The following is a 25,870-nucleotide window of genomic DNA, read 5'->3' as shown; positions in this document are numbered from 1 at the left end:
AAAACGACAACGGCCCGCCGGTGGGCGAGCCGTTGCTTTGTTCCTGCCCCGTATCGGGCCAGGCTGCGTGGATCAGGTCGCCGTGATCGCTTGCGTTACGCCGCCAGCGGTGCAGAACGCCGACCGTGGCACCTTCACCCAATGGAGTGATCAGCTGACCACGCCCTTGTCTTTGTCGCGGCGGAAGAATCCGACGACCTTCTTGAACGAGGCAGCTACCACCACGAACAGCGGGATCAGCAGCTTCTTCAAGCCCAGCAGCAGCAGACCGAGCTTGGCCAGCAGGCCCGACTTGGCAGCGATGCCGCCACCGATCAGCGCCGCAATGCCGTAAGCCGCGAGCTTGTCGGTGGAGCCGTTGAAGTCGGCGTAGCGCGAGCCTGCATCGAACTCCACCATCGGCAACAGGCGTTGCATGCCCGTCTTCACCTCGCCCATCTCGGACATGCGCGCCACCGCGTTCATGCTCATGTAGCCATGGCGACCGAGCACGCGGATGTCGTAGTTGAGGGTGTTGGTGTCGGAATCATCGCTCTTGAGTTCCTTCGCCCAGTACAGCTTCTTGTTGGCGGCGTCGTAATGCGGCGGTTCGGCCCAGCCCATCACGTGCAACCCGGGATAGCCGGCTTCCTTGCGCGCCTCGTTGACCTCCTTGTCCTCCGCCTGCATGTCCTTCATCAGGTCGGCGTAGTCCATCTTGGCCGCGTCTTCGTCGGAGATATGGCCGTCGTCGGAGTAGGTCACGACCACCGCCCAGCCGTTGTCGGCCATCACGCCCGCGCCCTTGGGCACGACCATGCCGAGCACGCTGTCATCGGGCGGGTTGCCCCACAGGTTCTCCAGCACCTTGCGCGCGTCGGCGGCGCCCAGGTAACGGAAATTCGGGTCGAGCTTGAGCGTCGCGTGCGCGCCGTCAACGGTCACGGTGCCGTCCTTCCACGCCAATGCGGCGACCATCTGCCGCGCGGCCTCTTCCCCTTCGCCCTGGTCCTGCGCGCGCGCGCCCATTGCCACGACCAGCAGGCTGGCCAGCATCCACTTGAACTTCATTGCTTTCCTCGGAATTGGGCGTCCCCACGCCCTCGCCGCCAGTCTCGCAACCGGCGGTCTTGGCCGCAAGGCAGGCGTGGCTGCGCGTGGCGAGCGCGGGCAGCGATCGCCCTCGCCTGCGGTTACGTCATGCGACGCCGGCTATTACCGCCTCAGCTGCGCAAGCCGATGCCACGCTTGAGCAGCCACAGCCCCACCGCGCCCAGTGCGGCGACGAAGCCCAGCATCAGCGCGTACGCCGTCCAGATCGGCACGTCGCTGACGCCCAGCAGGCCGTAGCGGAACGCGTTGACCATGTAGAACACGGGGTTGAGGTGGGTGGCGGCCTCGGCCCAGCCGGGCAGCAACTTCACCGAATAGAACACGCCACCCAGGTAGGTGAGCGGGGTGAGGATGAAGGTCGGGACGATCGCGATGTCGTCGAACTTTTTCGCGTACACCGCGTTGACGAAGCCGGCCAGCGAGAAGATCGTCGCGCCCAGCAGCACCGTGGTGAAGGTGATGACCGGGTGCGGCACGCTGACTCGCGTGAACAGCAGCGAGATCGCCAGCACGATCGCGCCGACCATCATCCCGCGCAGCACGGCGCCGGTGACGTAGCCACCGAGGATCACCCAGTTCGGCATCGGGCTGACCAGCAGTTCCTCGACGTGGCGGCCGAACTTGGCGCCGAAGAACGACGAGGAGATGTTGCCGTAGCTGTTCTGGATCACGCTCATCATCACCAGGCCGGGGACGATGAAGTCCATGTAGCGCAGGCCGTCCATCTCACGGATCTGGTTGCCGATCAGTCCGCCGAAGATCATGAAGTACAACGTCATCGTGATCGCCGGCGGCACCAGCGTCTGGCCCCAGATGCGCAGGATGCGTGTGACTTCGCGCCGCACGATCGTGCCGTAGGCGGTGAGGTTGCGCTGGGTGGCGGTGAGTTCGGTGACGGCCTTGTCGGTGCTGCTGTTGCTCATGCCGACTGCTCCGGTTGCACCTGTACGCCATTGCCGGGGGCGCTCTCGCTGGTCAGGCGCACGAACAGTTCCTCCAGGCGGTTGCTCTTGGTGCGCATGGAACGCACGCGGATGCCGGCCTCGTTCAACGTGGCGAAGACGCGGTTGAGGTCCATCGCGCGCGGCATCTCGACATCGAGCGTGTGGTCATCGCTTGCCACCATCGTGGTGCCCGTGATGGCCGGCAGGGTCGAAGGCAGCTGCCCGTCGATGTCGAACAGGAAGCCTTCCACGTCGAGCTTGGCCAGCAACGCCTTCATCGGTCCCTGTTCGACGATGCGGCCCTTGTCGATGATCGCGAGGTTGCGGCAGAGGCTTTCGGCTTCCTCGAGATAGTGCGTGGTGAGGATGATCGTGGTGCCGGCCGCGTTGATCTCCTTGAGCGTCTTCCACATGCCGCGGCGAATCTCGATGTCGACGCCGGCAGTGGGCTCGTCGAGGATCAGCAACCTCGGCCGGGTCATCATCGCGCGGGCGATCATCAGCCGACGCTTCATGCCGCCCGAGAGCGTACGGCTCATCATCGACGCCTTCTCCCACAGGTGGGCACGTCGCAGTTCCTCTTCCGCGCGTTGCAACGCGACCGCACGCGGCACGCCGAAGAAGCCAGCGTAGTTGGTGAGGATGTCGAGCGGCTTCTCGAACATGTTGAAGTTCAGTTCCTGCGGCACCAGCCCGATCATCTGCATGGCCTGGTCGCGGTGCTTCAACAGGTCGGTGCCGAAGATCGATACGGACCCGGACGTCAGGTTGACCAGCGAGCTGACGATGCCGATCAGCGTGGACTTGCCGGCGCCATTGGGGCCCAGCAGGGCGAAGAAATCGCCGGGTTGCACGTCGAGGGAGACGCCCTTGAGGGCTTCGACCTTGTTGTCGTAGGTCTTGCGCAGGTCGCGAACGGACAGCGCGGGGACGGCGGTTTGGGTCATTTCTGCAGCCAGCGCCGCGAGTCGCGCGGCGAACCCCGGTAGTATAGGCGGCCCGGTGGCCGCGCCCGGGCCAACGCAGTGTTGCAGGCGCGGTCGCATTCCGTTTCGCCCGTCCGTGGGCTCCCAGCTTCCGCGGAACGGTGTCCGCCTCGCTCAGGACGAGTGTGGCGTTCCAACCCATCTTGAAGAACCGACCGTGGCCATCCAGCACTTCCCGCTCAAGCTCGTCTCCCGCCGCATGCTGGCGCCTACCGTCGGCCACTACGCGTTTACCCGTGGCGATGGCGAGCCGCTCGACTACATCCCCGGCCAGTTCATCCAGGTCCACTTCACCTACGCCGACGGCACGGCCACGAAGCGTTCGTATTCGCTCGCCACCATCCACGACCATGCGATGGGTCCGGGCGAATCGGTGGAGATCGCGGTGAGCTACGTGGTCGGCGGCGCGGCGACCGCTTTATTCGAAGGCCTGGGCGAAGGCGACACCATCGATGCCAGTGGGCCCTTCGGTCGCTTCTGCCTGATGCCAGCCGACGCCAATCGTCGCTACATCCTGATCGGCACCGGCACCGGCGTGACGCCGTATCGCGCGATGCTGCCGCAGCTGGAAACGCTGATCAACGAACGCGGCGTGGAAGTGGTGTTGCTGTTCGGCGCGCGCACGCCGGTCGAGTTGCTGTACGGCGACGAGTTCCGCGCGTTCGCCAACGCGCATCCGAACTTCCGCTTCGTGCCGTGCTTCTCGCGCGAGCTGCCGGCGGAAGGTTCGTCGCAGGCGCATGCGGATGTGCGCCATGGTTACGTGCAGCAGTTCCTCGAAGAGTTCGCGCCGAACGCGGAAAGCGACATCGCCTACCTGTGCGGCAACCCGAACATGGTCGACGCCTGCTTCGAGTCGCTGAAGGGGTTTGGGCTGGCGGTGCCGCAGATCCGCCGCGAGAAGTACGTCAGCAGCAAGTAAGCGGCGGATCTCCGGCCACGTGCTCACGCACGTGGCGCTCGGTCGCCCGCGAGGCGCTGCCTCGCAAGCAGGGCGCCCTCGCCCGCCGCGAGAAGTACGTCAGCAGCAAGTAAGCGGCGGATCTCCGGCCACGTGCTCACGCACGTGGCGCTCGGTCGCCCGCGAGGCGGTGCTTCGCAAGCAGGTTCGCCCTCACCCGCGACGAGAAGTACGTCAGCAGCAAGTAGGCGACGAGTCCTCGACCGCTGCTTGTAGGTGCCGAGCTCGCTCGGCACTACCGGGCGCGCACCTTGCATCTGTTCGGCTCCGCAATTGCGTGCCATTGATCCGAACGTCAGCCGGACAGGCTCAGCCCTGCAGACATCGCTTGCCCCGGAGACGGGTCGCGACTGACAACGCGCTGCCCTTCACCATGGCCGATGTCACATTTTTTCCCCGCGCCTCGTCTGTCATCCTGACGGTGTTTTCCCGCCGCGACCGACAAGGAACCCATGCGACGCCTCCATTCCATTTCCCTGGCCACCAGTCTCATCGCGGCCACCCTGCTGGCGGGTTGCCAGGCGCCCGCCGCCCCCGGCAAGGACACCGACGCCAGCGTGCGCCGCATCGGCCGCATCGACTTCAAGCCCTGCGTGCTCGGTGGCGAACAGGGCCAGCAGACGCTCGAAGCGTTCTGCGCCCGCTTCGATGTCGCCGAAGATCCGGCGCAGCCCAAGGGCCGGCACATCTCGCTCAACATCGGCCTGCTGCCGGCCGAAGGAAAATCCGGCGGCGCGCCTGATCCGGTGTTCCTGTTCGCCGGTGGTCCCGGCCAGTCGGCGACGCAGGTGGCCCCGATCGTGTCGATGCAGCTGCGCGAGGTGAACAAGTCGCGCGACATCGTGCTGGTCGACCAGCGCGGCACCGGCCAGTCCAACCCGCTGGACTGCCGCAACGACAAGGGTGGGCCGCTCGAGATCGACGAGGCCGCCGAAGCCGACCAGGCCGCGCTGGATGCCTACATCGCGCAATGCCTGAAGTCGCTGCACGACCGCGCCGATACGCGCCTGTACACCACGACCATTGCGATCGGTGACTTCGACGCAGTGCGCGCGGCGATGGGCATCGACAAGATCAACGTCGTCGGCGTGTCCTACGGTACCCGCGTCGCGCAGAAGTACGCCGCGAAGTATCCACAGCACACGCGCAGCGTGGTGATCGATGGCGTCGCGCCGAACCGGCTGGTCGTCGGCGGCGAGTTCGCGCAGCGCTTCGAGGAAGCACTGCACAACCAGGACACGCAGTGCGGCAAGGTGCCCGCGTGCCGCGCGCGTTACGGCGTCGACCTGGTCACGCGCCTGCGCCAGCTCAAGGAGCGCCTGGCCGCCGCGCCGGTGAAGGTTAGCTACCCGGATCCGCGGACCAACCAGCTCGTCGAAGACACCGTCACCGCCGACACACTGGTCGGTCTCGCCCACACGACCGCCTACCAGCCCGAAGCCAGCGCGCTGCTGCCGTTACTGGTGAGCGAAGCCGAAGCGGGACGCCCGCAGGCGTTGGCATCGGTCGCACGGCTCCTGCGCGGCAACATGAGCGACACGATCAACCGCGGCATGTACTGGTCGGTGATCTGCGCAGAGGACGCGCCGCGCTACAAGCCCGATCCGCTCGATGCCACCACCGTGCTGGGCGCGGACACCGGCAGCCAGTTCTTCGCCGCCTGCAAGCAGTGGCCTTCCGGCACCCTGCCCGCCGATTTCGCCGCACCGTTTACATCAACGTTGCCGACGCTGGTGTTGTCGGGCGAACTGGACCCGGTGACGCCGCCCATGTACGGCGCGGAAGTCGCGAAGAACCTGCGCAACGGCCGCCACATCGTGCTGCGTGGCCAGGCCCACGGGACGATGGGCGTGGGTTGCATGCCCAAGCTGGTCGGCCAGTTCCTGGAAACCGCCGATGCGAAGGCGCTCGACACGAAGTGCCTGGACAGCCTGGGCTACGTGCCGCCGTTCACCTCGTTCAACGGGTGGGAACCGTAACAGCGCATCGCGAATCGGCTGACCGGGAAGCCCGAGCAACCGCTTCCCGCGCCGCGCCCGCGTTGCACGCGTCTACGACTTCCCAATCCACAACCGCGAAACCCATACATGATCATCGCCAACGATCTACACAAATCCTTCAAGACGCGCACCGGCGTGGTGAACGCCGTCGACGGCGTCAGCTTCCAGGCACGCGACGGTGAAATCACCGGCCTGCTCGGACCCAATGGCGCCGGCAAGACCACCACGCTGCGCATGCTCTACACCCTGATGAGCCCCGAACGCGGCAGCGTGAGCGTGGACGGCACCGATGCCGCGCGCGATCCCGAAACCGTGCGCCGCGCGCTGGGCGTGCTGCCCGACGCACGCGGCGTGTACAAGCGCCTGACCGCACGCGAGAACATCGCCTACTTCGGCCAGCTGCACGGCATGGACGCCGCCGACGTCGCCCGCCGCACGCAGGTGCTGGCGCAGGCCCTGGACATGGGCGACATCCTCGACCGCCAGGCCGAGGGTTTCTCGCAGGGCCAACGCACCAAGACCGCGATCGCGCGCGCACTGGTGCACGACCCGAAGAACGTGATCCTCGACGAGCCCACCAACGGCCTCGACGTGATGACCACGCGCGCCATGCGCGGCTTCCTGCAGCAACTGAAAGCCGAAGGTCGCTGCGTGATCTTCTCCAGCCACATCATGCAGGAGGTCGCCGCGCTGTGTGACCGCATCGTGATCATCGCCAAGGGCCGCGTCGTGGCCAGCGGCAGCGCCGACGAACTGCGCGCGCAGACCGGTGAATCGAACCTGGAAGACGCCTTCGTCAAGGCCATCGGCTCGGAGGAGGGCCTGCACGCATGAATACTTCCCGACCCCAGGCTGCCCAACCCAAGGCCGCGCGACTCAAGACGGGATTCTTCGCTTCGCTGATCGCGGTCACGCGCAAGGAACTGCTCGACATCTCGCGCGACCGCCGCACGATGATGCTCGCGCTGCTACTCGGCCCGCTGCTGTATCCGATGCTGATGCTCGGCATGGGCAAGCTCGGCGAGAACAAGGCCAAGACGCAGCTGGACAAAGTGCTGGACGTGCCGGTGATCGGCGCGGAGCGCGCGCCCAACCTGGTCGCCTTCCTCGCGACGCAGGGCATCAAGGCGGTGGCGGCGCCCAAGGACCTGGAAGCGGCGATCGCGCGCCAGGATGTCGACGTGGCACTGGAGATCGGCGCTGAATTCGGCAAGCAGTGGCACGACGGCGACTCGGCCAAGGTCGCGATCATTGCCGACAGCACGCGTGATGCCGCGCGCATCCCGCTGCTGCGCCTGCGTTCCGCGCTGGAAGGCTATCGCGACGAAGTCGGTGCACTGCGGCTGGCCGCCCGCGGCGTCTCGCCCGGCGTGATGCGCCCGCTCAGCATCGGCTCGCGTGACCTGGCGTCGGTCGACGCCAAGCGCGGCGCGATGGCCGCGGCGCTGTTGCCGTACCTGCTGATCCTCACCTCGTTCCTCGGTGGTGCGTACCTGATCATGGACGCCACCGCGGGCGAGCGTGAACGCCAGTCGCTGGAACCGCTGTTGGCCACGCCGTCGGCACGCAGCGCGATTGTCAGCGGCAAGATCTCGGCGGCGTGCCTGATGGGCATCACTTCCTTGCTGCTGACCCTGCTGGCGTTCAAGGTGAGCGCGCAGTTCGCCGGCAAGATGCAGACCATCGACGTGAGCTTCCTGGCGATCGGCAAGATGCTGCTGATCCTGCTGCCGATGCTGTTCATCGGCACGTCGCTGCTGACCTACCTGTCGGCGACCGCGAAGAGCATGAAGGAAGCGCAGAGCCACATGATGTGGTTGATGCTGCTGCCGATGATCCCGACCATCGCGCTGCTGGTGAATCCGCTGAAATCGCAGCTGTGGCAGTACACGGTGCCGTTCCTGGCGCAGAACCAGCTGCTGCTGAAGGTGATTCGCGGCGAATGGATTTCACCGCAGGTGTGGGGCGTGTACCTGGTCGCGGGAATCGGCCTCGCGGCGGTGTTGTGGTTTGCGGCGGTGCGGCGTTACCACCAGGAGCAGCTGGCTATTTCTGGTTGATCCAGGATCGGATCCGCCGGCCTGGTCCAGGCGTGGTGGCGAAAAGCCCGGCTCAGGTCGGGCTTTTTGTTTTGGTGGACGGCGCGGCTCGCCTGTTGTCGCGGCCCTTGGCTTGCTTCAGCCGCACGTACACATGGACATTGGGCGAGTCGTCCGTGGAGGGTACTGTCTTGGTTTCCAGGAAGTCCTGGTTCCTGACGAGTTCGCTGAGCTTCGCGTAGCCGTAGTTGCGCGAGTCGAACGAGGAGTTGCTTTTCCCGGCCAGGTTCCCGACCGCGGACAACGGCGCCCAGCCGTCTTCTTTCGCTGCCGCGGCAATCGCCGGCATGAGCACGGCCTGCAGTGATTCCAGCGATGCCGCCGTTGTCGACTCCAGCGGACTGGCCGGCCGGGCTTCCTGCGCGGCGGGCGCGCGGAGGATTTCGGTGAAGATGAACTTGTCGCAGGCGACGACGAATGGCTTGGGGGTTTTCTGCTCGCCGAAACCGTAGACCGACAGTCCCGCTTCGCGGATTCGCGTCGCCAACCGGGTGAAGTCGCTGTCCGACGAGACTAGGCAGAAGCCATCGACGCCGCCCGCATGGAGCAGGTCCATCGCATCGATGATCAGCGCCGAGTCGGTCGCGTTCTTACCCGAGGTAAACGCAAACTGCTGGATGGGCTGGATGGCCAAACTGAGCAGCGTTTCCTTCCATCCCACCAGGTCCTGCTTGGTCCAGTCGCCGTAGGCGCGCTTGACCGTTGCCGTTCCATAGCGCGCGATCTCGGCAAGCAACTCCTGCGCGATGGCCGCCTGCGCATTGTCGGCGTCGATCAGCACCGCGAGTTTGTTGTTCATGGGGGCCCCGCTTGCCGGCATGGCGTGTCCTATCGTCCAGAAAGCACAAAGCCCGGGCAAGCCGGGCTTTGTGCCGTTAGCTGGCGGCGATCCGCCCCGCGCATCAACCGCGCGGGTTGAAGGTGATCTCGCGGCGCGTGGTTACCGGTGCATCGACCGGCTGGAAGCGCCACTTGCGCACCGCGTTCACGGCTTCGCGGTCGAAGATGCGTGCCGGCTGCGCGCGGACGACGCGGGCGGCCGTGACGGTACCGTCGGTGCCGACCGTGTATTCCACCAGCACCGTGCCCGAGGTGCCCGAACGCAGGGCTTCCGGCGGGTACTTCGGCGCCGGCATCGACACCGGACGCAGGTCGGCGGCGCTGGCGGTGGCCGGTGCTGCCGTCGCGGCCCGCTCGGTGGCGGCGCGGCGATCGGCGGCGGCCTTGTCGGCCGCTGCACGGTCTGCAGCCACCTTGTCCGCGGCGGCCTTGTCGGCAGCGGCCTTGTCGGCAGCGACCTTGTCGGAAGCCTGCTGCGTGGCGAGCTTCTTGGCGGCCTCTTCCTGCTGGGCCTTCTGGTCGGCCAGGCGCTTTTCTTCCAGGTCCTTCTGGCGCTTGGCTTCTTCCTCGGCGGTCAGCTGTTCCTGCTGTGCGCGTTGGGCCACGGTGGCCTGCTGCGCGGTGATGCTCGCCTTGAGGCGGGCCAGTGCCGGATGCTGCGGGTCGGCCTTCTCAAGCAGGGCGGACAGGCGATTGGCTTCGGTGAAGTCGTCGCGGTTGACGCTCTGCTCGATGGCGATGACCGTCATCGGCAGCAGGTCGGTCAGCGCGCTGGACGCGGCGGCGTCGCCGGGCACCTTGTCGCGCAGGGCAAGGTAGTACTCGACTGCGTTGTTTTCGGCCGGTGCATACAGGCGGTTTTCGGCGTAAGCCTTGCCCGCGGCCTCGCGCAGCTGGTCTTCGGTCATCGCCGAGACCTTGGCCGAGACGGCGGTGGCCGGCGTGGGCGCAGGCGCGGCTTCGGGTGCGGTGGCGGTGGCGTCAGGCGCAGCGGCCTGGTCACCCTTGCCTCCGCACGCCGTCAGCGCGAGGCCCACGGCCAGCACGGCGACGATCTGGAAAGCGAACGGCCGGCGTACGGACGCGGCCTTGGTATCTGCAGCAGTCATTGTTTAGGTCCCCTGAAGTGCGCTTGTCGGCGCGCACAGCGCTAAGTGACGCGCCAGCGTGCGGGGTTTGTCAAGCGCAATCGATACTTACGCGTGCTTGTTCAGGATCCATGCCGCGAAACTGCCACGAATGTCCGCTATTTGCCGGCGTCGGGCCAGGGTGCAGCCGGGGGTCCCTGCGTGGGGGTGATTCGGGCGCGGCCCCTTCCCTCGCCCGCCAAGCCACGACGGCCGCGGCTATCGCCCGCCGTGCTACTTGCCGATGCAGAAGCTGGAAAAGATATGGCCGAGCAGGTCGTCGGCGCGGACGCGCCCGGTGATTTCGCCGAGGGCGTCGTGCGCCATCCGCAGCGATTCCGCCGCCAGGTCCAGAACGTCGTGGGCCAGTTGGGCCGCGGCGGCGTCGAGTTCCACGCGGGCGCGATCCAGTGCATCGACATGGCGGGCACGGGCTGTGAAGGCGCCCTCCCCGGCGTCACCCGCGCCGCCCTGGGCCAGCGCGCGCAGGCGGGCGTGCAGGGTCTCCAACCCGGCACCGGTACGGGCCGAGACTGCCAGGTGGTCGGGTGCCAGGGCGGCGGCGGCATCGGCAAGCAGGTCGGACTTGTTGTGCAGCCACAGGCGGTAGGGAACGCCGTCGATGGCGTCGGCCACCGCGGCGCGGCCGCCGTCCGGATCGCGCGCGTCCACCACGATGATCGCCAGGTCGGCGCGTTCCAGTTCGTCGCGCGCACGGCGCATGCCTTCGCGTTCGATCACGTCGCCGCCGCTGCGCAGGCCGGCAGTGTCGACCAGTGTCAGTTCGACGCCATCGATTCGCACGACTTCATGCAACAGGTCGCGGGTGGTGCCGGCGATGTCGGTGACGATGGCGCGATCGCTGCCGGCGAGGGCATTGAGCAGCGAACTCTTGCCGGCATTGGGCGGCCCGACAATCACCGCATGCAGGCCATCGCGAAGACGACGCCCACGCTGCGCCGCGCGCAGCAGGTCATCGAGTGCCTGCGACACCACGTGCAGGCGTGAGCGCAGTTGTGCACCGCCGAGCGTGTCGATGGGTTCGTCGGCGAAGTCGATGGCCGCTTCGACGTGGACGCGGATGGCCAGCAGTTCGGCAGCGAGCGCGTCGACGCGACGGGAGAATTCGCCGTCAAGTGCACGCCGTGCCGCGCGGGCGGCGCGGACATCCGCGGCGGCGATGAGGTCCGCCACGGCTTCGGCCTGCGCGAGGTCGAGCTTGCCGTTGAGGAAGGCGCGCTCGCTGAATTCGCCCGCGCGTGCGCGCTGCGCGCCGAGCTCGACGCAACGCTTCACCAGTTCTTCGAGGATCGCCGGGCTGCCGTGCGCCTGCAGTTCCACCACGTCTTCGCCGGTGTAGCTCGCCGGGTTCTGGAAATACAGGACGATGCCGTCGTCGATGGTGTCGCCATCGGCGGCGGCAAAGCGGACATGCCGGGCCATGCGCGGCTTCAGGCGTTTTCCGCTGATGGCTTCCGCGATCGCGCGGGCGCGCCCACCCGACAGGCGCACGACGCCGATACCCGCGGCACCGGGTCCGGTGGCAACAGCGACGATGGTGGTGTTCGGGACCATGCGTGCGTGGGCGGTGAATGGACTTGGGTGTGAGCGCAAGGATAGCCGGTGCCATGACCGCACCGTCGCTCGTGATGCGGTTCGTTTGGCGCCGCGGCACCTGCAGAAAAACGAAGCCCGCCATGCGGCGGGCTTCGTGGTGTCAGCATGGCTGCTGGCGTCAGGCCGGCGTCTTCACGGGTTCTTCGGCAAAGCGCCGCGTCATCCACCATTGCTGCAGCAGGCCAAGGCCGCCGTTGGTGATCCAGTACAGCACCAGGCCGGCCGGCATGAAGGCGAACAGCACGCCGAAGACCAGCGGCATGTACTGCATCATCTTCTGCTGCATCGGGTCCATGCCCGGCGCGGCCGGCGACAGCTTCTGCGTCGCCCACATCACTGCGATGTTGATCACCGGCAGGATGAAGTAAGGGTCGCGCGAGGTGAGGTCGGTGATCCAGCCGATCCACGGTGCGTGGCGCAGTTCCACCGACTCCGACAGCATCCAGTACAGGCACAGGAATACCGGCATCTGCAGCAGGATGGGAAGGCAACCGCCGACCGGGTTGATCTTCTCCTTCTTGTACAGCTCCATCATCGCCATGTTGAGCTTCTGCTTGTCGTCGCCGTAGCGCTCCTGCAGTTGCTTGATGCGCGGCTGGAACTTGCGCATCTTCGCCATCGACTGGTACTGCGCACGCGACAGCGGGTACATCGCGGCCTTGATCAGCACCACCAGGCCGACGATCGCCCAGCCCCAGTTGCGCAGCAGGCCGTGCAGCTTTTCCAGTACCCAGAACAGCCAACCAGCCAGCGTGGCAGCCCACGCATAGGACGAGAAGTCGACCGCGCGATCGAGTCCCTTCACGTGCTGCGCCTGGATCTGGTTGACCAGCTTGGGGCCGATCCACAGGCGCGCGGAGGTATCGGCGCTGCCACCGGCGGGCAGGTTGAACGCCGGGCCCGACGCCAGGATCGTGTACGTGCCGTGGTCGACACCGAGCGTGAACAGCGCGGCCTGGTCCTTCTGCGGAATCCAGCTGCCGAAGAAGTGGTGCTGCAGCATGCCGATCCAGCCGCCGGTGACGGTCTGGTTCAGGTCGCAGTCGTCAGCGAACTTGTCGTACTTGCACTTCTCGTAATTCGCGGTGTCGTACCACGCTGCGCCCTGGAAGCTGTAGCCCTCGGCGTTCATCGGACCCTTGCGGGTCAGCGCGCGCGGGACGCGGGAAAGTTCGCGATAGACATAGCCCTGCCACGGCGCGCTTCCGGCGTTGCGGACCTGGTCACGCACCTGCACGACATAGCTGCCGCGTTGGAACGTGTAGGTCCGGTGGATGGTGACGCCGTTCGCGCCGGTCCAAGTGAAGGGCACGACGATGTCGTTGCCGCCGTTGGCCAAGGTGAAGTCGTGCTGCGCGCCCTCGGGCGCGAAGCCGGTGATGCCCGGCGCGACGCCAGCCTCGCTGGTCCAGCCGGTGCGGGCGACGAAGAAATTCGCCTTGTCGTCGGCCAGCAGGCGGACCGGCGCGCTGTCGTTCGCGGCAGCCGCCGGATATTTCAGCAGGTCGGCCTGGCGCAGTTCGCCACCGGTGAGCACGACGCGCAGGACGTCGGTGGTGACAGTCACTGCCTGAGCGCTCGCCGGAGTCGCTGCAACGCTGGCGCCGGCGGCCGCGGGCACGCTCGCACCCGGGATCGTGGCGGTCGGCACCGCCGCCGTCGGGACACCTGCGGCAACCACACCGGGGATGTTGCCCGCCGCGGGGGCGGCCGTGGCCGATTCAGTAGCGGTCGGCGTGGTCGGGGCGGCGTGCTGCTTGCCCCACTCCATCCACAGCAGGGTGGCCACCATCAGCCAGGCGAAGACGAGGAAAAGGCGGGTCTGGTTCATGGGGCAGGCAGGCTCAGCCGACGCAGGGGTCGGCGCGAATGTCAGGCGGAGGTGGGGTCGTGGCCGGGCGATGCAAGCCCGGGAACAGTCGACACGGCAGGGGCCGGCATTGTGCCGGGCGCCGGTGACACCGGCAACGCACCGGCGCGGCGCAACAGGTCGAGGAAGTGGCGTTCCAGCTGTTCGCGGGTGGCTTCGCGCGCCGCGACGCGGGCGACGACGACATAGTCACCGCTGGCCAGCTGTTCGCGATGGTGGCGGAATACGTCACGCAGGGCGCGCTTGATGCGGTTGCGGCCAACGGCGTTGGGATCGACCTTGCGCGAGACGGCCAGGCCCAGGCGGGGTGGCGTCGGGGTGGCCTGCCAATGCAGGGCCAGGCGCGGCGTGGCCTGGCGGCGACCGTGCTCGAAGATCCGGTCGAAGTCCACACGCGCACGTACCCGCGCACTGCGCGGGAAGCGGGCGGTCATGGTAGGCATTTCATCAGGTCGCCAGCGGGAGCAGGCGACCGGGCGGAGCGCTTCGCGGCGCGGCACTTCGCAGTGCGCTACGCGCGAAGTCCGCGCGAATCAGTCGCAGCGACGCGCGCTTAGGCGCAAAGACGCTTGCGGCCCTTGGCGCGGCGGCGGGCAAGGATCTTGCGGCCGTCGGCGGTCGCCATGCGGGCACGGAAACCGTGGTCGCGCTTACGCTTGAGGTTGCTGGGCTGGTAGGTGCGCTTGGTGGCCATGGTCGGCTCGGGCTTTGTACGGCGGAAAAGACCGGCGATTCTAGCGGCAGCCCGGGGGTAGGGTCAACCCGACCCAAACCCGGCCAAGCGGGCGGGCTGCGCCGGCGGCGCTCCTGTCATCCATTGATCGCCACCACGGATCGGCCCGGTGCGTAAATTTCAAGCGGTGCGACCGACCCGGCGCGGTGATAGTCTGACCGACCCCCTGCCCACCTGCGTCGCGATGCCAGCCATCGTGGCCGCACCGGCTTTCGCCGGCGTTGGCGGGCGACTCCTCCGCAATAGATCCCGCGTGGTCATGTCCGAACTGAGTCCAGCCTCTGTGAATCGTGCCTCCGACAGCATGGAAGCCTGGCCCCGCTGCCTGGAACGCCTTGAAGCCGAATACCCGGCCGAGGACGTCCACACCTGGCTCAAGCCCCTGCAGGCGACCCGTCGCGACGACGTTACGGTGCTCTACGCGCCCAATGCCTTCGTCGTCGAGCACGTGCGCGAGCGCTACCTGGCCCGCATCCGCGAGCTGCTGAGCTATTTCGCCGGCAGTGCCGAAGTGCTGCTCGAGATCGGCGCACTGCCGCGCCTGGCCCCGGTGGCCACGCAGAGCGAATCCATTCCCGTCCGCGGCGGCGCCGAACCCGTCCGCAGCGAACCCTTCGACGGCAAGCTCGATCCGCACTACACCTTCGACAACTTCGTCGAAGGGCGCAGCAACCAGCTCGGCCGCGCCGCGGCGATGCAGGCCGCCGCGCATCCCGGCGATCGCGCGCACAATCCGTTGCTGCTGTACGGCGGCACCGGCCTGGGCAAGACCCACCTGATGTTCGCGGCCGGCAACGCGATGCGCGCCGCCAATCCGAACATGCGGGTGAAGTACCTGCGCAGCGAGCAGTTCCTCGCCGAGCTGATGCGGGCGCTGCAGGACAAGACCAACGGCATGGCGGCGTTCAAGCGCCAGTTCCAGCAGGTCGACGCGCTGCTGATCGACGACATCCAGTTCTTCGCCGGCAAGGACCGTACCCAGGAAGAGTTCTTCCACACCTTCAACGCGCTGATCGACGGCAAGCAACAGATCATCCTGACCTGCGACCGCTTCCCCCGCGAAGTCGAAGGCCTCGAGCCGCGGTTGAAATCGCGCTTGGGATGGGGCCTGTCGGTCGCGATCGATCCGCCGGATTTCGAAACCCGCGCGCAGATCGTGCTGTCGAAGGCGCTCGAGCGTGGTGCGAACATCCCCGAAGACGTCGCCTACCTGCTCGCGAAGAAGATGCGCAGCAACGTGCGCGACCTCGAAGGTGCACTCAACACCCTGGCCGCGCGTGCCAACTTCACCGGCCGCGCGATCACGGTCGAGTTCGCCCAGGAAACCCTGCGCGACCTGCTGCGCGCGCAGCAGCAGGCGATCGGCATTCCCAACATCCAGAAGGTCGTGGCCGACTATTACGGCCTGCAGATCAAGGACCTGTTGAGCAAGCGACGCACGCGTTCGCTGGCGCGTCCGCGCCAGGTCGCGATGGCGCTCGCCAAGGAACTGACCGAGCATTCCCTGCCGGAAATCGGCGACGCCTTCGCCGGCCGCGACCACACCACCGTCCTCCACGCCTGCCGCCAGATCCGCACCCTGATGGACACCGACGGCAAGCTGCGCGAAGACTGGGACAAGTTGATCCGCAAACTCAGCGAGTAAGACGCGTGGCGGCCGCGCCGTCGCGGCCCAAAGCGGGCTTCGCCTTCTGGGGCGGACACGGGCTGCGCGCACGCGTTGCGGATGCGTGCCCACTTCACCATCACTCCAGTGCGCGTTGCGGTCGCCAGCGGCCCGGTCGCACACGGCGCCTTGAGGCCCTGGTGTGTGTTGCTGCTCGCCCAAGGCCGGGCCCGGGTGCCCCGCTCCGCATCGAATCACTATTGAAGCCAGTTCGCGACGGATTGCCAGCGCTCGTCGGGCTGAACCCTGTGGATGGATTGTCCGGGAGATGCCCTTCCAGATCCCCTGAACGCACGCGGCAAGCGTCTTTTCGCTGGCGCCGGAGACAGCCCAGGCATGGATCCAACCGCCACCCCTAGGGGCCGGACGGATGCGGGACGCAATATTTTCGGTTAAGCCACTGCGCGCCAGCCGCGGGCGCGGTATCGTTCGCATCTGAACGGACACCCGCGGCCCGGTACACGCTCGGCGAACCGGCCTGTGGGGAATCTGTGGATAGCAGGTGGACAGCAAGGTTGCCCACAGCCACCTCTGGAGCACTGGCCCACAAGCTGTGGACAAGTCGCACGTCGAACCAGGGTGTCAAAGTTATCCACAGCTTGTGCCGGTGAGTCCGCCGGGGTTCTACAGACCTTTCAAGCGGACGTTTTGTTATTTAAATCAAAGACTTGGATAGGTTTTCCGCAGTTTTTCGCGGCTCCATCATCACCAGTCTTTTGATTTATTCACTAATTCTGTTTTGGTATCCGGGAGCGGCCATCGAATGCGTTTCAGCCTGCAACGCGAAGTTTTTCTGAAGCCCCTGGCCCAGGTCGTCAACGTCGTTGAGCGTCGACAGACCTTGCCGGTCCTCGCCAACCTGCTGGTTCAGGTGAAGAGCGGACAGCTCTCGTTGACCGGCACGGACCTGGAAGTCGAGATGGTCTCGCGTATTGCCGTCGACGATGCGCAGGACGGCGAAACCACCATTCCGGCGCGCAAGCTGTTCGAGATCGTTCGTGCGCTGCCCGATGGCAGCAAGGTGACCGTGTCGCAGGCGGCCGAAAAGATCACGGTGCAGGCTGGGCGGTCCCGCTTCACCCTGTCGTCGCTGCCGGCCAACGACTTCCCGTCGATCGATGAAGTCGAAGCCACCGAGCGCGTTCGCGTCCCGGAAGCCGCGCTCAAGGAGCTGATCGAACGCACCGCGTTCGCGATGGCCCAGCAGGACGTGCGCTACTACCTCAACGGCTTGCTGTTCGACCTGCGCGAGTCCTCGCTGCGCTGCGTGGCTACCGACGGTCACCGCCTTGCTTTGTGCGAGGCCCCTCTGGAAGGCGGCGCCAGTACCAAGCGCCAGATCATCGTGCCGCGCAAGGGCGTGACCGAACTGCAGCGCCTGCTCGAAGGCGGGGAACGCGAGCTCGAGCTGGAGATGGGTCGCAGCCACCTGCGCGTGAAGCGCGACGATGTCACCTTCACCAGCAAGCTGATCGACGGCCGTTTCCCGGATTACGAAGCGGTGATCCCGATCGGTGCCGACAAGGAAGTGCGGATCGACCGCGAAGTCCTGCGGGCCTCGCTGCAGCGCGCTGCGATCCTGTCCAACGAGAAGTACCGCGGTGTCCGCATCGAGGTCTCGCCGGGCCAGCTGAAGATCAGCGCCCACAACCCCGAACAGGAAGAAGCGCAGGAAGAGGTCGAAGCCGATACCCGCGTGTCCGACCTCGCGGTGGGTTTCAACGTGAACTACCTGCTGGACGCGCTCAGCTCGCTGAAGGAAGAGAACGTGGTCGTCGCCCTGCGCGACGCCAATTCGTCGGCGCTGGTCCGTGAGGCCAGCAACGATCGCTGCCGCCATGTGGTGATGCCGCTGCGGCTCTGACGGTCGTTGATGTTCCACGTGAAACACGCCCGGTTCGCCGGGCGTTTTCTTTTTCGGGAAGGCTTGGGTCGCGTTGGTAATGGGCCGCCTAGACAGCGGAACTCCGGGTGCGCTCACCGCGGCGATCGCCCCTACCCGCTCGGTCTTCGCGCCGTTACGTCTCTCCGCCACAATGAGCCCATGCACGTAACCCGCCTGGATTTGCGCCAACTGCGCTGCTTCACTGATGCCAGCCTATCTCCGGGCCCCGGGTTGAACCTGCTGACCGGCGACAACGGCGCCGGCAAGACCAGCGTCCTGGAGGCGCTGCACCTGATGGCGTACGGGCGCAGCTTCCGCGGGCGCGTCCGCGACGGCTTGGTCCGAACCGGTGCGCCTGCGCTTGAGGTGTTCGTCGAATGGCTGGAGTCCAGCCGGTCGCCGGCCCCGGCAGCGGGTGTGGCGGAGGTCGCCCCGATCTATCAGCGCCCGCGCCGGGCCGGCCTGCGCCACAGCGGCCAGGACTGGACCGGGCGTCTGGACGGGGGACCGGTCGGACATCTGGGGGAGTTGTGCGCGGCGCTGGCTGTCGTGAGCTTCGATCCGGGCAGCCACGCACTGGTCAGCGGCGGCGGCGAGCCCCGCCGCCGGTACCTTGATTGGGGCCTGTTCCACGTGGAACCAGATTTCCTGCCCGTCTGGCGGCGCTATGCCCGGGCGCTGAAGCAGCGCAACGCCCTGCTCAAGGCCCGGGCCCGTGACGCCCAGCTCGACGCCTGGGATTTCGAGCTGGCGGACGCCGGTGAACCCCTCTCCCGCTATCGGCAGGCCTACCTCGATGCGTTGCAGCCCCGCTTCGCCGGACTGATCGCTGAGCTGGCGCCAGCGCTGGGCTCCGGGGAGCTGATCTACACCAGTGGCTGGCGGCGAGAAGAGCTCTCGCTGGCAGATGCCCTGCTTCTGGCCCGGGATCGGGACCTGATGGCGGGGCATACCTCAGTGGGACCGCACCGTGCCGACTGGGCTCCCGCTCTGGGGGCTGTCCCTGGCCGTGAGGCGCTGTCTCGGGGGCAAGCCAAGCTCGTCGCGCTGGCGGTCTTGCTGGCACAGGCAGCCCATTACGCCGACAACCGTGGTGAATGGCCGGTGGTGGCGCTGGATGATCTGGCCTCCGAACTCGATCGCCACCACCAGCGCCGGGTTCTCGAGCAGCTGGTGGGCTGTGGCGCCCAGGTATTCGTCACGGGTACCGACGTCCCACCTGGGCTGGAAGGGCTCGCCGTCGAACTGAGCCGATTCCAGGTGGGTGCCGGGAGTGTCACTCCCGCCTGAGGGTGTGGCCGCCTTGATAAATTGTTCCACGTGGAACACCAGTTAGTTCCCCTTCCGAACCCAGGGAGAGAAATCACCCTCCGCCGCAAGTTCTGGAACCAGTTGAAAGCGCAGCCAACTCTCGCTCCCGCCCGTGTTCCACGTGGAACCAAACCCCGTCGCCAAGCCCGAACGGCTATACTCCGGCTCTTGCAATTAAAGAGTCTCGATGCGCGTCGCGCCCCCACTCCGGGCGGCGAAAACCGCATCCCGGAGCCCGTTTCCGCATGTCCCAGCACGACCCCTCGCAAGACCCCTCTCCCGCTGAACCCACCCAGACCTACGACTCCAGCAAGATCACCGTCCTGCGGGGTCTGGAAGCCGTTCGCAAGCGTCCGGGCATGTACATCGGCGACGTGCATGACGGCACCGGCCTGCACCACATGGTCTTCGAGGTCGTGGACAACTCGATCGACGAGGCCCTCGCCGGCCACGCCAACGAGGTCATCGTCACCCTGCACGACGACGGTTCCTGCTCGGTGTCCGACAACGGCCGCGGTATCCCGGTCGACATCCACAAGGAAGAAGGCGTCTCCGCAGCCGAGGTGATCCTCACCGTGCTGCACGCGGGCGGCAAGTTCGACGACAACAGCTACAAGGTTTCCGGCGGCCTGCACGGTGTGGGCGTGTCGGTGGTCAACGCGCTGTCCTCGCACCTGTGGCTGGACATCTGGCGCGACGGCGGCCACTACCGCCAGGAATACGCGCTGGGCGAGCCGCTCTATCCGCTCAAGCACCTGGAAGATTCCGGTAAGCGCGGCACCCTGCTCCGCTTCCAGCCCTCGGTGGAGATCTTCACCGACGTCGAATTCCACTACGACATCCTGGCCAAGCGCCTGCGCGAGCTGTCGTTCCTGAATTCCGGCGTGAAGATCACGCTGATCGACGAGCGCGGCGAAGGCAAGAAGGACGTCTTCCAGTACGAAGGCGGCATCCGTTCCTTCGTCGAGCACCTGGCGCAACTCAAGACGCCGCTGCATCCGAATGTAATCTCAGTGTCTGGTGAGATGAATGGCATCACCGTGGACGTCGCCCTGCAGTGGACCGACGCCTACCAGGAAACGATGTTCTGCTTCACCAACAACATCCCGCAGAAGGATGGTGGCACCCACCTGATCGGCTTCCGTGCCGCGCTCACGCGCACGCTGTCGAACTACATCGAACAGAACGGCATCGCCAAGCAGGCCAAGATCACCCTGTCCGGCGACGACATGCGCGAAGGCATGATCGCGGTGCTGTCGGTGAAGGTGCCGGACCCGAGTTTCTCCTCGCAGACCAAGGAAAAACTGGTCAGCTCCGAGGTCAGGCCGGTCGTCGAAAACACGTTCGGCGCGCGCCTGGAGGAGTTCCTGCAGGAACACCCCAACGAAGCCCGCGCCATCGCCGGCAAGATCGTCGACGCTGCCCGCGCGCGCGAAGCCGCGCGCAAGGCGCGCGACCTCACCCGCCGCAAGGGCGCGCTGGATATCGCCGGCCTGCCCGGCAAGCTCGCCGACTGCCAGGAAAAGGATCCGGCCAAGTCCGAACTGTTCATCGTCGAGGGTGACTCGGCCGGCGGCTCCGCCAAGCAGGGCCGCAACCGCAAGACCCAGGCGATCCTGCCGCTCAAGGGCAAGATCCTCAACGTCGAACGCGCCCGCTTCGACCGCATGCTCGCCTCCGCCGAAGTCGGCACGCTGATCACCGCGCTGGGCACCGGCATCGGCAAGGATGAATACAACCCCGACAAGCTGCGCTATCACCGCATCATCCTGATGACCGACGCCGACGTCGACGGCTCGCACATCCGCACGCTGCTGCTGACGTTCTTCTACCGGCAGATGCCGGAGCTGATCGAACGCGGCCACATCTACATCGGCCTGCCGCCGCTCTACAAGATCAAGCAGGGCAAGACCGAGCTGTACCTGAAGGACGATGCCGCGCTCGATGCGTACCTCGCCGGCAATGCCGTCGAAGGTGCCGCGCTGGTTCCCGCCAGCGGCGAACCGCCGATTGCCGGCGTCGCGCTGGAGAAGCTGCTGCTCGCCTACGCCGGCGCACGCGAAGCGATCGCACGCAACGCGCATCGCTACGATCCCAGCGTGCTGGAAGCGCTGATCGACTTCACGCCGCTCGACGCCGCCACGCTCAGCAGCAACATCGACGAACGCCACGAACTCGACGCGTTGCAGTCGCGTCTCAACCGCACTGGATTGGGCAAGCCGCGTTACCGCATCGAACTGCATCCCGCGAACGAAGCGCGCCAGGCGGCGCTGCTCGTGCACCGCACCCACATGGGCGTCGACCACACCCAGGTGTTGCCACTGGCCGCGTTCGAAGGCGGCGAACTGCGTGCCCTGCGCGAAGCCGCGGCCCTGCTGCATGGCCTGATCCGCGAAGGCGCGAAGATCGTGCGCGGCAACCGCGAACAGGCGGTGCTCAGCTTCGCCGATGCGCAGGCATGGCTGCTCGACGAAGCCAAGAAGGGTCGCCAGATCCAGCGCTTCAAGGGCCTGGGCGAAATGAATCCCGAGCAGCTGTGGGACACCACGGTCAATCCGGAAACACGTCGCCTGCTGCAGGTGCGCATCGAGGACGCCGTCGCTGCCGACCAGATCTTCTCCACGCTGATGGGCGACGTGGTCGAACCGCGCCGCGACTTCATCGAAGAGAATGCACTGAAGGTCGCCAACCTCGACGTCTGACCGGTGCTGTCGGCGGGCGTCGTCGCGATCGACGCCCGGACCTTCGCGTCCTGCCTGGAGCGCAGGACGAAGCACGGGTGCGCTCGCGTGGGCCTCGCTCAGCTTGTCGCATCCCGCCCGAAAACAGCTTGTCCGGTCGTCGTTGACGAAGCGTTAATACACGCCCGACTACAACGCCTCATACCTGTTCAGGAATTCCGCGATGAAGCGACTGCTGCTCGCCGTGCCGATCGTCGCCCTGGTCGCCGCCTGCGCCACCACCACCTCGCCCACCGGCCGCACCCAGCGCGTGGGCGCGGTGTCGCAGGATCAGCTCAACGCCATGGGCATCCAGGCGTTCAACGAAACCCGCGCGCAGAAGCCCGAAAGCCGCGACAGCCGCCAGAACGCGTACGTACGTTGCGTGGTGAACACCATTACCCGCGAACTGCCGCCGCAATGGCAGTACAACTGGGAAACCGTGCTGTTCGTCGATACCTCGCCCAACGCGTTCGCGCTGCCGGGCGGCAAGGTCGGCATCTACACGGGCATCTTCACCGTGGCGAAGAACCAGGACCAGCTGGCCGCCGTGGTCGCGCACGAGATCGGCCACGTGGTCTCGCGCCACCATGACGAACGCGTGACCCGACAGGTCGGCGCGCAGGCCGGGCTGGGCATTGTTGGCGCGATCGTCGGTTCGGCCTACGGCCAGGGTGCCGCCAGCGCGACCCAGCAGCTCGGCGGTGCCGCGGTGCAGGCGGCCTTCCTGCTCCCCAACAACCGCACCCAGGAAACCGAGGCGGACGTTGTCGGCCAGCAGCTGATGGCGCGTGCGGGCTTCGATCCGCAGCAGGCGGTTAACCTGTGGGAAAACATGATTACGGCCAGCCAGAGCCGGCCACCGCAATGGCTGTCGACGCACCCCGATCCGCAGGCGCGCATCAACGAGCTACGCAAACGCGCCGGTGGATTGATGCCCACCTACCAACAGGCCCGCGCGAGCGGCCATACCCCAAAGTGTGGATGAACGCGCCGCACGGAACGGCGTAGACCCCGTTTCGCGCCGCCGGACGTTTCTGTTAGCGTGACGGCCCCCCGGGTCCCGACCCTTTCTTGCCCAACGGACGGGCCGTTTCGAACAAGGTGATTGTCATGACTCCTTCCCCTTCCCGTCGCCACACCGTGCTGGCTGCCACCGTCGCCGCCGTGCTTGCCTTGGGCAGTGTCACCGCCCAGGCCCAGAGCACTGCCGGAGCCGGTTCGCAACGCCGCGCCGAGCGCGAAGCGAGCAAGAAGGACAAGGACAAGACCGCGCAGCAATATCCCAGCGCCACCCGCGTCGCACCGGAAGTGAGGACCTCCGCCAAGGCCCGCGCCAAGCTGGAAAAGCTGCTCAAGCTGTTCGACGGCGAGAAGTACGCCGATGTGCGGACGCTCGCCGATGAGGTCCTCGCCAACGAGGACTACAACGGCTACGACCACGCCTTCTCCGCCCAGCTGGCATCGCAGGCCGCCTACAACGCGGACGACCTCCCGGCCGCGATCAGCTACATGAAGAAGGCGATCGACCTGAACGCCCTCGACAACAACAACCACTTCAACGCGATGTACATGCTGGCCCAGCTGCAGCTGCAGGACGAAGCCACGATGAAGGAAGGTGCCGCTACGCTCGACCGCTTCCTGAGCGAGTCGGGCAGCACCAATCCCGACCACCTCGCACTGAAGGGCCAGACCCTTTACCAACTGGAGAAGTACGACGAAGCCGCGGCCGTCTTCAAGCAGCTGGTTGAGGCCACGCCCGAACCCAAGGAACAGTGGCTCTCGCTGCTGATGGCCAGCTATTCCGAATCCGGCAAGAACGACGAGGCGGTCAAGATCGCCGAACGCATCGCCGCCGCCAAGCCCAACGACAAGAAGGCGCAGATGAACCTGGCCGCCGTCTACGCGCAGGGCGACAAGTACGACAAGTCCGCCGCGACCATGGAAAAGATGCGCGCCGCCGGCCTGCTGACCGAGGAAAAGGACTACCGTGCCCTCTACTCCGCCTACCTCAACATGGAGGGCAAGGAGAAGGAAGTCGCCGGCATCGTCCAGGAAGGGCTGCAGAAGGGCATCCTCAAGCCCGACTACCAGAGCTACCTGGCGCTGGCGCAGTCGTATTATTTCTCCGACCAGATCGCGCCGGCGATCGACGCCTACCGCAAGGCCGCGCCGCTGGCACCCGATGGCGAAACCTACCTCAACCTGGCACGACTGCTGTGGCAGGAAGACCGAGTTCCGGAAGCCAAGGAAGCGGCGAAGCAGGCAATGGCGAAGGGCCTGAAGAAGCCCGACGACGCCAAGAAAATTCTGGCGCTCCCTGCCAAATAAACGCTTTGCCAACATAAAAAGCACAACTTGCGCTTGGAAGCATAGGTGCAAGTTGGTATATGCTAGGAGGTTCCTGCGGTTCCAAGCCGCAGGCACCGAATATCGCCCGCGGCGCTCTGCGTCCGGAAATCACTTCCCGAGCTACGGCGCATGACGCAAGCCCTCGAAATTCACACCCACGACGACGAGCCCGAAGGTCTTAATTGGGCTCGAATCACCGGTATCACCATGGCGCTGGCGATCCACGTCGCCGCCCTGCTGCTGCTGCTCGCCCCGCTCACCCCGCCGTCGGCGGAAAAGGCCGAGGAAGAGGTGACCATCGTCAACCTGGCGCCGCCGCCGCCGCCGCCGCCGCCGCCGCCGCCGCCGCCGGAGGAACCGCCGCCGCCGCAGCCGATCCGTCAGCTGTCGCCGCCGACCCCGACGCCGGTCCAGCCGCCGCCGCCGGAGCAGCCGCCGATCGAGGTGGATGACCCGAGCCCGGTCGACCTGCCGCCGGAACCGCCGTCGCCGCCGTCGCCGCCGCGCCCGTCGGAAACCATCGCCGGTTCGATTGATCCGTCGTCGCAGCGCATGAACCCGCCGGACTACCCGCCGTCCGCGGCCCGCGCTGGCATCACCGGTACCGTCATCCTGCTGGTCGACATCGACGCCAGCGGCACCGTGCTTAACGTCCGTATCGAAAAGGGCAGCCGCAACCGCGACCTCGACCGGGCCGCGATGGAAGCCCCGAAGCGCAAGAAGTGGCGTTTCAGCCCGGCCAAGGAAAACGGCCAGCCGGTCCCCAGTACGGTCCGTGTCCCGGTAGTTTTCAACCTCTGACCGTCCGGCGGGTCACCGCCTGACGGACAGTGAACATTGCTGTTACTTGTAATTACTTGTAATCCCACCTTCCACGACTAAAAAGGTAAGCGTCATGTTGCAGGAAACCACCGCCGCCGCCGGTGCGGCCCAGGCCGGAGGCTCCAACGCCGCCGCTCTTCAGCAGATGAGCTTTGCCCACCTGCTGCAAAACTTCGATCTGGTCGGCTGGATCGTCTTCATCACGCTCGCCGTGATGTCGGTCCTGTCGGTCTACTGGATCGTCATGAACTTCCTCAAGAACCTGCGCCTGAAGACCAGCAGCGATCGCGTCATCAGCACGTTCTGGGAAACCCCGAACGCGCAGGACGCCATCCGCTTCATGGAAGACCAGTCGCGCGCCGAGCCGTTCTCCAAGATCGCCCTCGACGCCGCCCAGGCCGCCGCCCACCACCAGCGTCACGAAGGCTCGCGCCTGGTTGAGTCGCTGAACCGTTCCGAGTTCGTCGACCGCGCCCTGCGTCAGGGTGTGACCCGCGAAAGCTCGCGCCTGGAAGCCGGTCTGACCGTGCTCGCCACCGTCGGTTCAACCGCGCCGTTCGTCGGCCTGCTCGGCACCGTGTGGGGCATCTACCACGCACTGATCCGCATCGGCATGTCGGGCAACGCCTCGATCGACGCCGTTGCCGGTCCGGTCGGTGAAGCGCTGATCATGACCGCGATGGGCCTGTTCGTCGCGATCCCGGCGGTGCTGGCGTACAACTTCTTCACCCGCCTGAACCGCGTGACGAACAACAAGTTCGACACCTTCGCCCACGACCTGCACGACTTCTTCGCCACCGGCTCGCGCGTCGGCGAAGTCGGCGGCAAGCGCTGATCGTCCTAAA

The 25,870-nt window shown here is 66.4% G+C and carries 21 protein-coding genes; 12 read left to right on the top strand and 9 right to left on the bottom strand.

Going from position 1 to position 25,870, the window contains the following annotated elements:
- Positions 1-150: 150 nt before the first annotated feature.
- From ACYVD7_RS11745 to ACYVD7_RS11735, 3 genes are all read right to left on the bottom strand, one after another.
- Positions 151-1,050: a DUF2167 domain-containing protein gene (locus ACYVD7_RS11745; RefSeq protein ID WP_460763315.1), complete on the bottom strand. Its 900-nt coding sequence runs from the start codon at positions 1,048-1,050 to the stop codon at positions 151-153.
- Between the two features lie 152 nt (positions 1,051-1,202).
- A complete protein-coding gene (locus ACYVD7_RS11740) occupies positions 1,203-2,015 on the bottom strand; it encodes an ABC transporter permease (protein ID WP_460763313.1) in 813 nt (270 codons plus the stop codon).
- Entirely contained in the window at positions 2,012-2,983 is a 972-nt protein-coding gene (locus ACYVD7_RS11735; RefSeq protein WP_460763310.1) for an ABC transporter ATP-binding protein, read from the bottom strand. The genes ACYVD7_RS11740 and ACYVD7_RS11735 overlap by 4 nt, the downstream gene beginning before the upstream one ends.
- 196 nt (positions 2,984-3,179) lie before the next feature.
- On the opposite strand from ACYVD7_RS11735, the gene ACYVD7_RS11730 reads away from it, so the two are divergent.
- The 4 genes from ACYVD7_RS11730 (at position 3,180) to ACYVD7_RS11715 (ending at position 8,043) form a co-directional block, all read left to right on the top strand.
- A complete protein-coding gene (locus ACYVD7_RS11730; RefSeq protein WP_460763308.1) occupies positions 3,180-3,944 on the top strand; it encodes a ferredoxin--NADP reductase in 765 nt (254 codons plus the stop codon).
- Positions 3,945-4,435: 491 nt separating this feature from the next.
- The gene (locus tag ACYVD7_RS11725; protein WP_460763305.1) at positions 4,436-5,962 is read left to right on the top strand and encodes an alpha/beta hydrolase; all 1,527 of its coding nucleotides are present in this window, start codon (positions 4,436-4,438) and stop codon (positions 5,960-5,962) included.
- A gap of 108 nt (positions 5,963-6,070) precedes the next feature.
- Positions 6,071-6,817, top strand: a complete 747-nt coding sequence (locus ACYVD7_RS11720) for an ABC transporter ATP-binding protein (RefSeq protein WP_460763303.1) — start codon at positions 6,071-6,073, stop codon at positions 6,815-6,817.
- Entirely contained in the window at positions 6,814-8,043 is a 1,230-nt protein-coding gene (locus ACYVD7_RS11715; protein WP_460763300.1) for an ABC transporter permease, read from the top strand. Before ACYVD7_RS11720 ends, ACYVD7_RS11715 begins: the two co-directional genes overlap by 4 nt.
- A 52-nt stretch (positions 8,044-8,095) precedes the next feature.
- Here the strand turns inward: ACYVD7_RS11715 and ACYVD7_RS11710 are convergent, their stop codons facing one another.
- From ACYVD7_RS11710 to rpmH, 6 genes are all read right to left on the bottom strand, one after another.
- On the bottom strand, positions 8,096-8,881 hold the full coding sequence (locus ACYVD7_RS11710) for an NYN domain-containing protein (RefSeq protein ID WP_460763298.1): 786 nt from the start codon (positions 8,879-8,881) through the stop codon (positions 8,096-8,098).
- 103 nt (positions 8,882-8,984) lie between these two features.
- On the bottom strand, positions 8,985-10,031 hold the full coding sequence (locus ACYVD7_RS11705; RefSeq protein WP_460763295.1) for an energy transducer TonB: 1,047 nt from the start codon (positions 10,029-10,031) through the stop codon (positions 8,985-8,987).
- A 252-nt stretch (positions 10,032-10,283) separates the two neighbouring features.
- Positions 10,284-11,624, bottom strand: a complete 1,341-nt coding sequence (gene mnmE / locus ACYVD7_RS11700) for a tRNA uridine-5-carboxymethylaminomethyl(34) synthesis GTPase MnmE (RefSeq protein ID WP_460763293.1) — start codon at positions 11,622-11,624, stop codon at positions 10,284-10,286.
- 160 nt (positions 11,625-11,784) lie between these two features.
- The gene (gene yidC / locus ACYVD7_RS11695; RefSeq protein WP_460763290.1) at positions 11,785-13,497 is read right to left on the bottom strand and encodes a membrane protein insertase YidC; all 1,713 of its coding nucleotides are present in this window, start codon (positions 13,495-13,497) and stop codon (positions 11,785-11,787) included.
- A 41-nt stretch (positions 13,498-13,538) separates the two neighbouring features.
- Complete coding sequence (gene rnpA / locus ACYVD7_RS11690; protein ID WP_460763288.1) at positions 13,539-13,979, bottom strand: ribonuclease P protein component; 441 nt, start codon at positions 13,977-13,979, stop codon at positions 13,539-13,541.
- A gap of 110 nt (positions 13,980-14,089) precedes the next feature.
- Positions 14,090-14,230 carry a 50S ribosomal protein L34 gene (gene rpmH, locus ACYVD7_RS11685; RefSeq protein WP_031374044.1) on the bottom strand — a complete coding sequence of 47 codons (141 nt, stop codon included), beginning with the start codon at positions 14,228-14,230 and terminating at the stop codon, positions 14,090-14,092.
- A gap of 343 nt (positions 14,231-14,573) precedes the next feature.
- Between rpmH and dnaA the strand changes: the two genes are divergently transcribed.
- The 8 genes from dnaA (at position 14,574) to ACYVD7_RS11645 (ending at position 25,860) form a co-directional block, all read left to right on the top strand.
- On the top strand, positions 14,574-15,914 hold the full coding sequence (gene dnaA / locus ACYVD7_RS11680; RefSeq protein ID WP_460763285.1) for a chromosomal replication initiator protein DnaA: 1,341 nt from the start codon (positions 14,574-14,576) through the stop codon (positions 15,912-15,914).
- A 784-nt stretch (positions 15,915-16,698) separates the two neighbouring features.
- A complete protein-coding gene (dnaN, locus tag ACYVD7_RS11675) occupies positions 16,699-17,799 on the top strand; it encodes a DNA polymerase III subunit beta (protein ID WP_460763282.1) in 1,101 nt (366 codons plus the stop codon).
- Positions 17,800-17,979: 180 nt separating this feature from the next.
- Entirely contained in the window at positions 17,980-19,110 is a 1,131-nt protein-coding gene (recF, locus tag ACYVD7_RS11670) for a DNA replication/repair protein RecF (RefSeq protein ID WP_460763279.1), read from the top strand.
- A 266-nt stretch (positions 19,111-19,376) separates the two neighbouring features.
- The gene (gene gyrB / locus ACYVD7_RS11665) at positions 19,377-21,833 is read left to right on the top strand and encodes a DNA topoisomerase (ATP-hydrolyzing) subunit B (RefSeq protein ID WP_460763276.1); all 2,457 of its coding nucleotides are present in this window, start codon (positions 19,377-19,379) and stop codon (positions 21,831-21,833) included.
- Positions 21,834-22,035: 202 nt separating this feature from the next.
- Positions 22,036-22,839 (top strand): M48 family metallopeptidase, encoded by an 804-nt coding sequence (locus tag ACYVD7_RS11660; protein WP_460763273.1) that lies wholly within the window; start codon positions 22,036-22,038, stop codon positions 22,837-22,839.
- Positions 22,840-22,964: 125 nt separating this feature from the next.
- Positions 22,965-24,182: a tetratricopeptide repeat protein gene (locus ACYVD7_RS11655; RefSeq protein ID WP_460763271.1), complete on the top strand. Its 1,218-nt coding sequence runs from the start codon at positions 22,965-22,967 to the stop codon at positions 24,180-24,182.
- A 150-nt stretch (positions 24,183-24,332) separates the two neighbouring features.
- The gene (locus tag ACYVD7_RS11650) at positions 24,333-25,004 is read left to right on the top strand and encodes an energy transducer TonB (RefSeq protein WP_460763269.1); all 672 of its coding nucleotides are present in this window, start codon (positions 24,333-24,335) and stop codon (positions 25,002-25,004) included.
- A gap of 94 nt (positions 25,005-25,098) precedes the next feature.
- Entirely contained in the window at positions 25,099-25,860 is a 762-nt protein-coding gene (locus ACYVD7_RS11645) for a MotA/TolQ/ExbB proton channel family protein (protein WP_460763266.1), read from the top strand.
- Positions 25,861-25,870: the final 10 nt, after the last annotated feature.

The sequence above is a fragment of the Lysobacter fragariae genome (assembly GCF_054779775.1).
Note: the sequence above shows the minus strand (reverse complement) of the source record. Positions and strands in the feature narration are given on the sequence as shown.

Excerpts from the sequence above, each read along its gene's own strand:
- ACYVD7_RS11660 (WP_460763273.1), top strand. The coding sequence starts at position 22,036 with ATGAAGCGACTGCTGCTCGCCGTGCCGATCGTCGCCCTGGTCGCCGCC.
- dnaN (WP_460763282.1), top strand. The coding sequence starts at position 16,699 with ATGCGTTTCAGCCTGCAACGCGAAGTTTTTCTGAAGCCCCTGGCCCAG.
- ACYVD7_RS11705 (WP_460763295.1), bottom strand. The coding sequence starts at position 10,031 with ATGACTGCTGCAGATACCAAGGCCGCGTCCGTACGCCGGCCGTTCGCT.
- ACYVD7_RS11650 (WP_460763269.1), top strand. The coding sequence starts at position 24,333 with ATGACGCAAGCCCTCGAAATTCACACCCACGACGACGAGCCCGAAGGT.
- gyrB (WP_460763276.1), top strand. The coding sequence starts at position 19,377 with ATGTCCCAGCACGACCCCTCGCAAGACCCCTCTCCCGCTGAACCCACC.
- ACYVD7_RS11655 (WP_460763271.1), top strand. The coding sequence starts at position 22,965 with ATGACTCCTTCCCCTTCCCGTCGCCACACCGTGCTGGCTGCCACCGTC.
- ACYVD7_RS11740 (WP_460763313.1), bottom strand. The coding sequence starts at position 2,015 with ATGAGCAACAGCAGCACCGACAAGGCCGTCACCGAACTCACCGCCACC.
- ACYVD7_RS11745 (WP_460763315.1), bottom strand. The coding sequence starts at position 1,050 with ATGAAGTTCAAGTGGATGCTGGCCAGCCTGCTGGTCGTGGCAATGGGC.
- ACYVD7_RS11735 (WP_460763310.1), bottom strand. The coding sequence starts at position 2,983 with ATGACCCAAACCGCCGTCCCCGCGCTGTCCGTTCGCGACCTGCGCAAG.
- mnmE (WP_460763293.1), bottom strand. The coding sequence starts at position 11,624 with ATGGTCCCGAACACCACCATCGTCGCTGTTGCCACCGGACCCGGTGCC.
- rpmH (WP_031374044.1), bottom strand. The coding sequence starts at position 14,230 with ATGGCCACCAAGCGCACCTACCAGCCCAGCAACCTCAAGCGTAAGCGC.
- dnaA (WP_460763285.1), top strand. The coding sequence starts at position 14,574 with ATGGAAGCCTGGCCCCGCTGCCTGGAACGCCTTGAAGCCGAATACCCG.
- recF (WP_460763279.1), top strand. The coding sequence starts at position 17,980 with ATGCACGTAACCCGCCTGGATTTGCGCCAACTGCGCTGCTTCACTGAT.
- ACYVD7_RS11725 (WP_460763305.1), top strand. The coding sequence starts at position 4,436 with ATGCGACGCCTCCATTCCATTTCCCTGGCCACCAGTCTCATCGCGGCC.
- yidC (WP_460763290.1), bottom strand. The coding sequence starts at position 13,497 with ATGAACCAGACCCGCCTTTTCCTCGTCTTCGCCTGGCTGATGGTGGCC.
- ACYVD7_RS11710 (WP_460763298.1), bottom strand. The coding sequence starts at position 8,881 with ATGAACAACAAACTCGCGGTGCTGATCGACGCCGACAATGCGCAGGCG.
- ACYVD7_RS11720 (WP_460763303.1), top strand. The coding sequence starts at position 6,071 with ATGATCATCGCCAACGATCTACACAAATCCTTCAAGACGCGCACCGGC.
- ACYVD7_RS11645 (WP_460763266.1), top strand. The coding sequence starts at position 25,099 with ATGTTGCAGGAAACCACCGCCGCCGCCGGTGCGGCCCAGGCCGGAGGC.
- rnpA (WP_460763288.1), bottom strand. The coding sequence starts at position 13,979 with ATGCCTACCATGACCGCCCGCTTCCCGCGCAGTGCGCGGGTACGTGCG.
- ACYVD7_RS11715 (WP_460763300.1), top strand. The coding sequence starts at position 6,814 with ATGAATACTTCCCGACCCCAGGCTGCCCAACCCAAGGCCGCGCGACTC.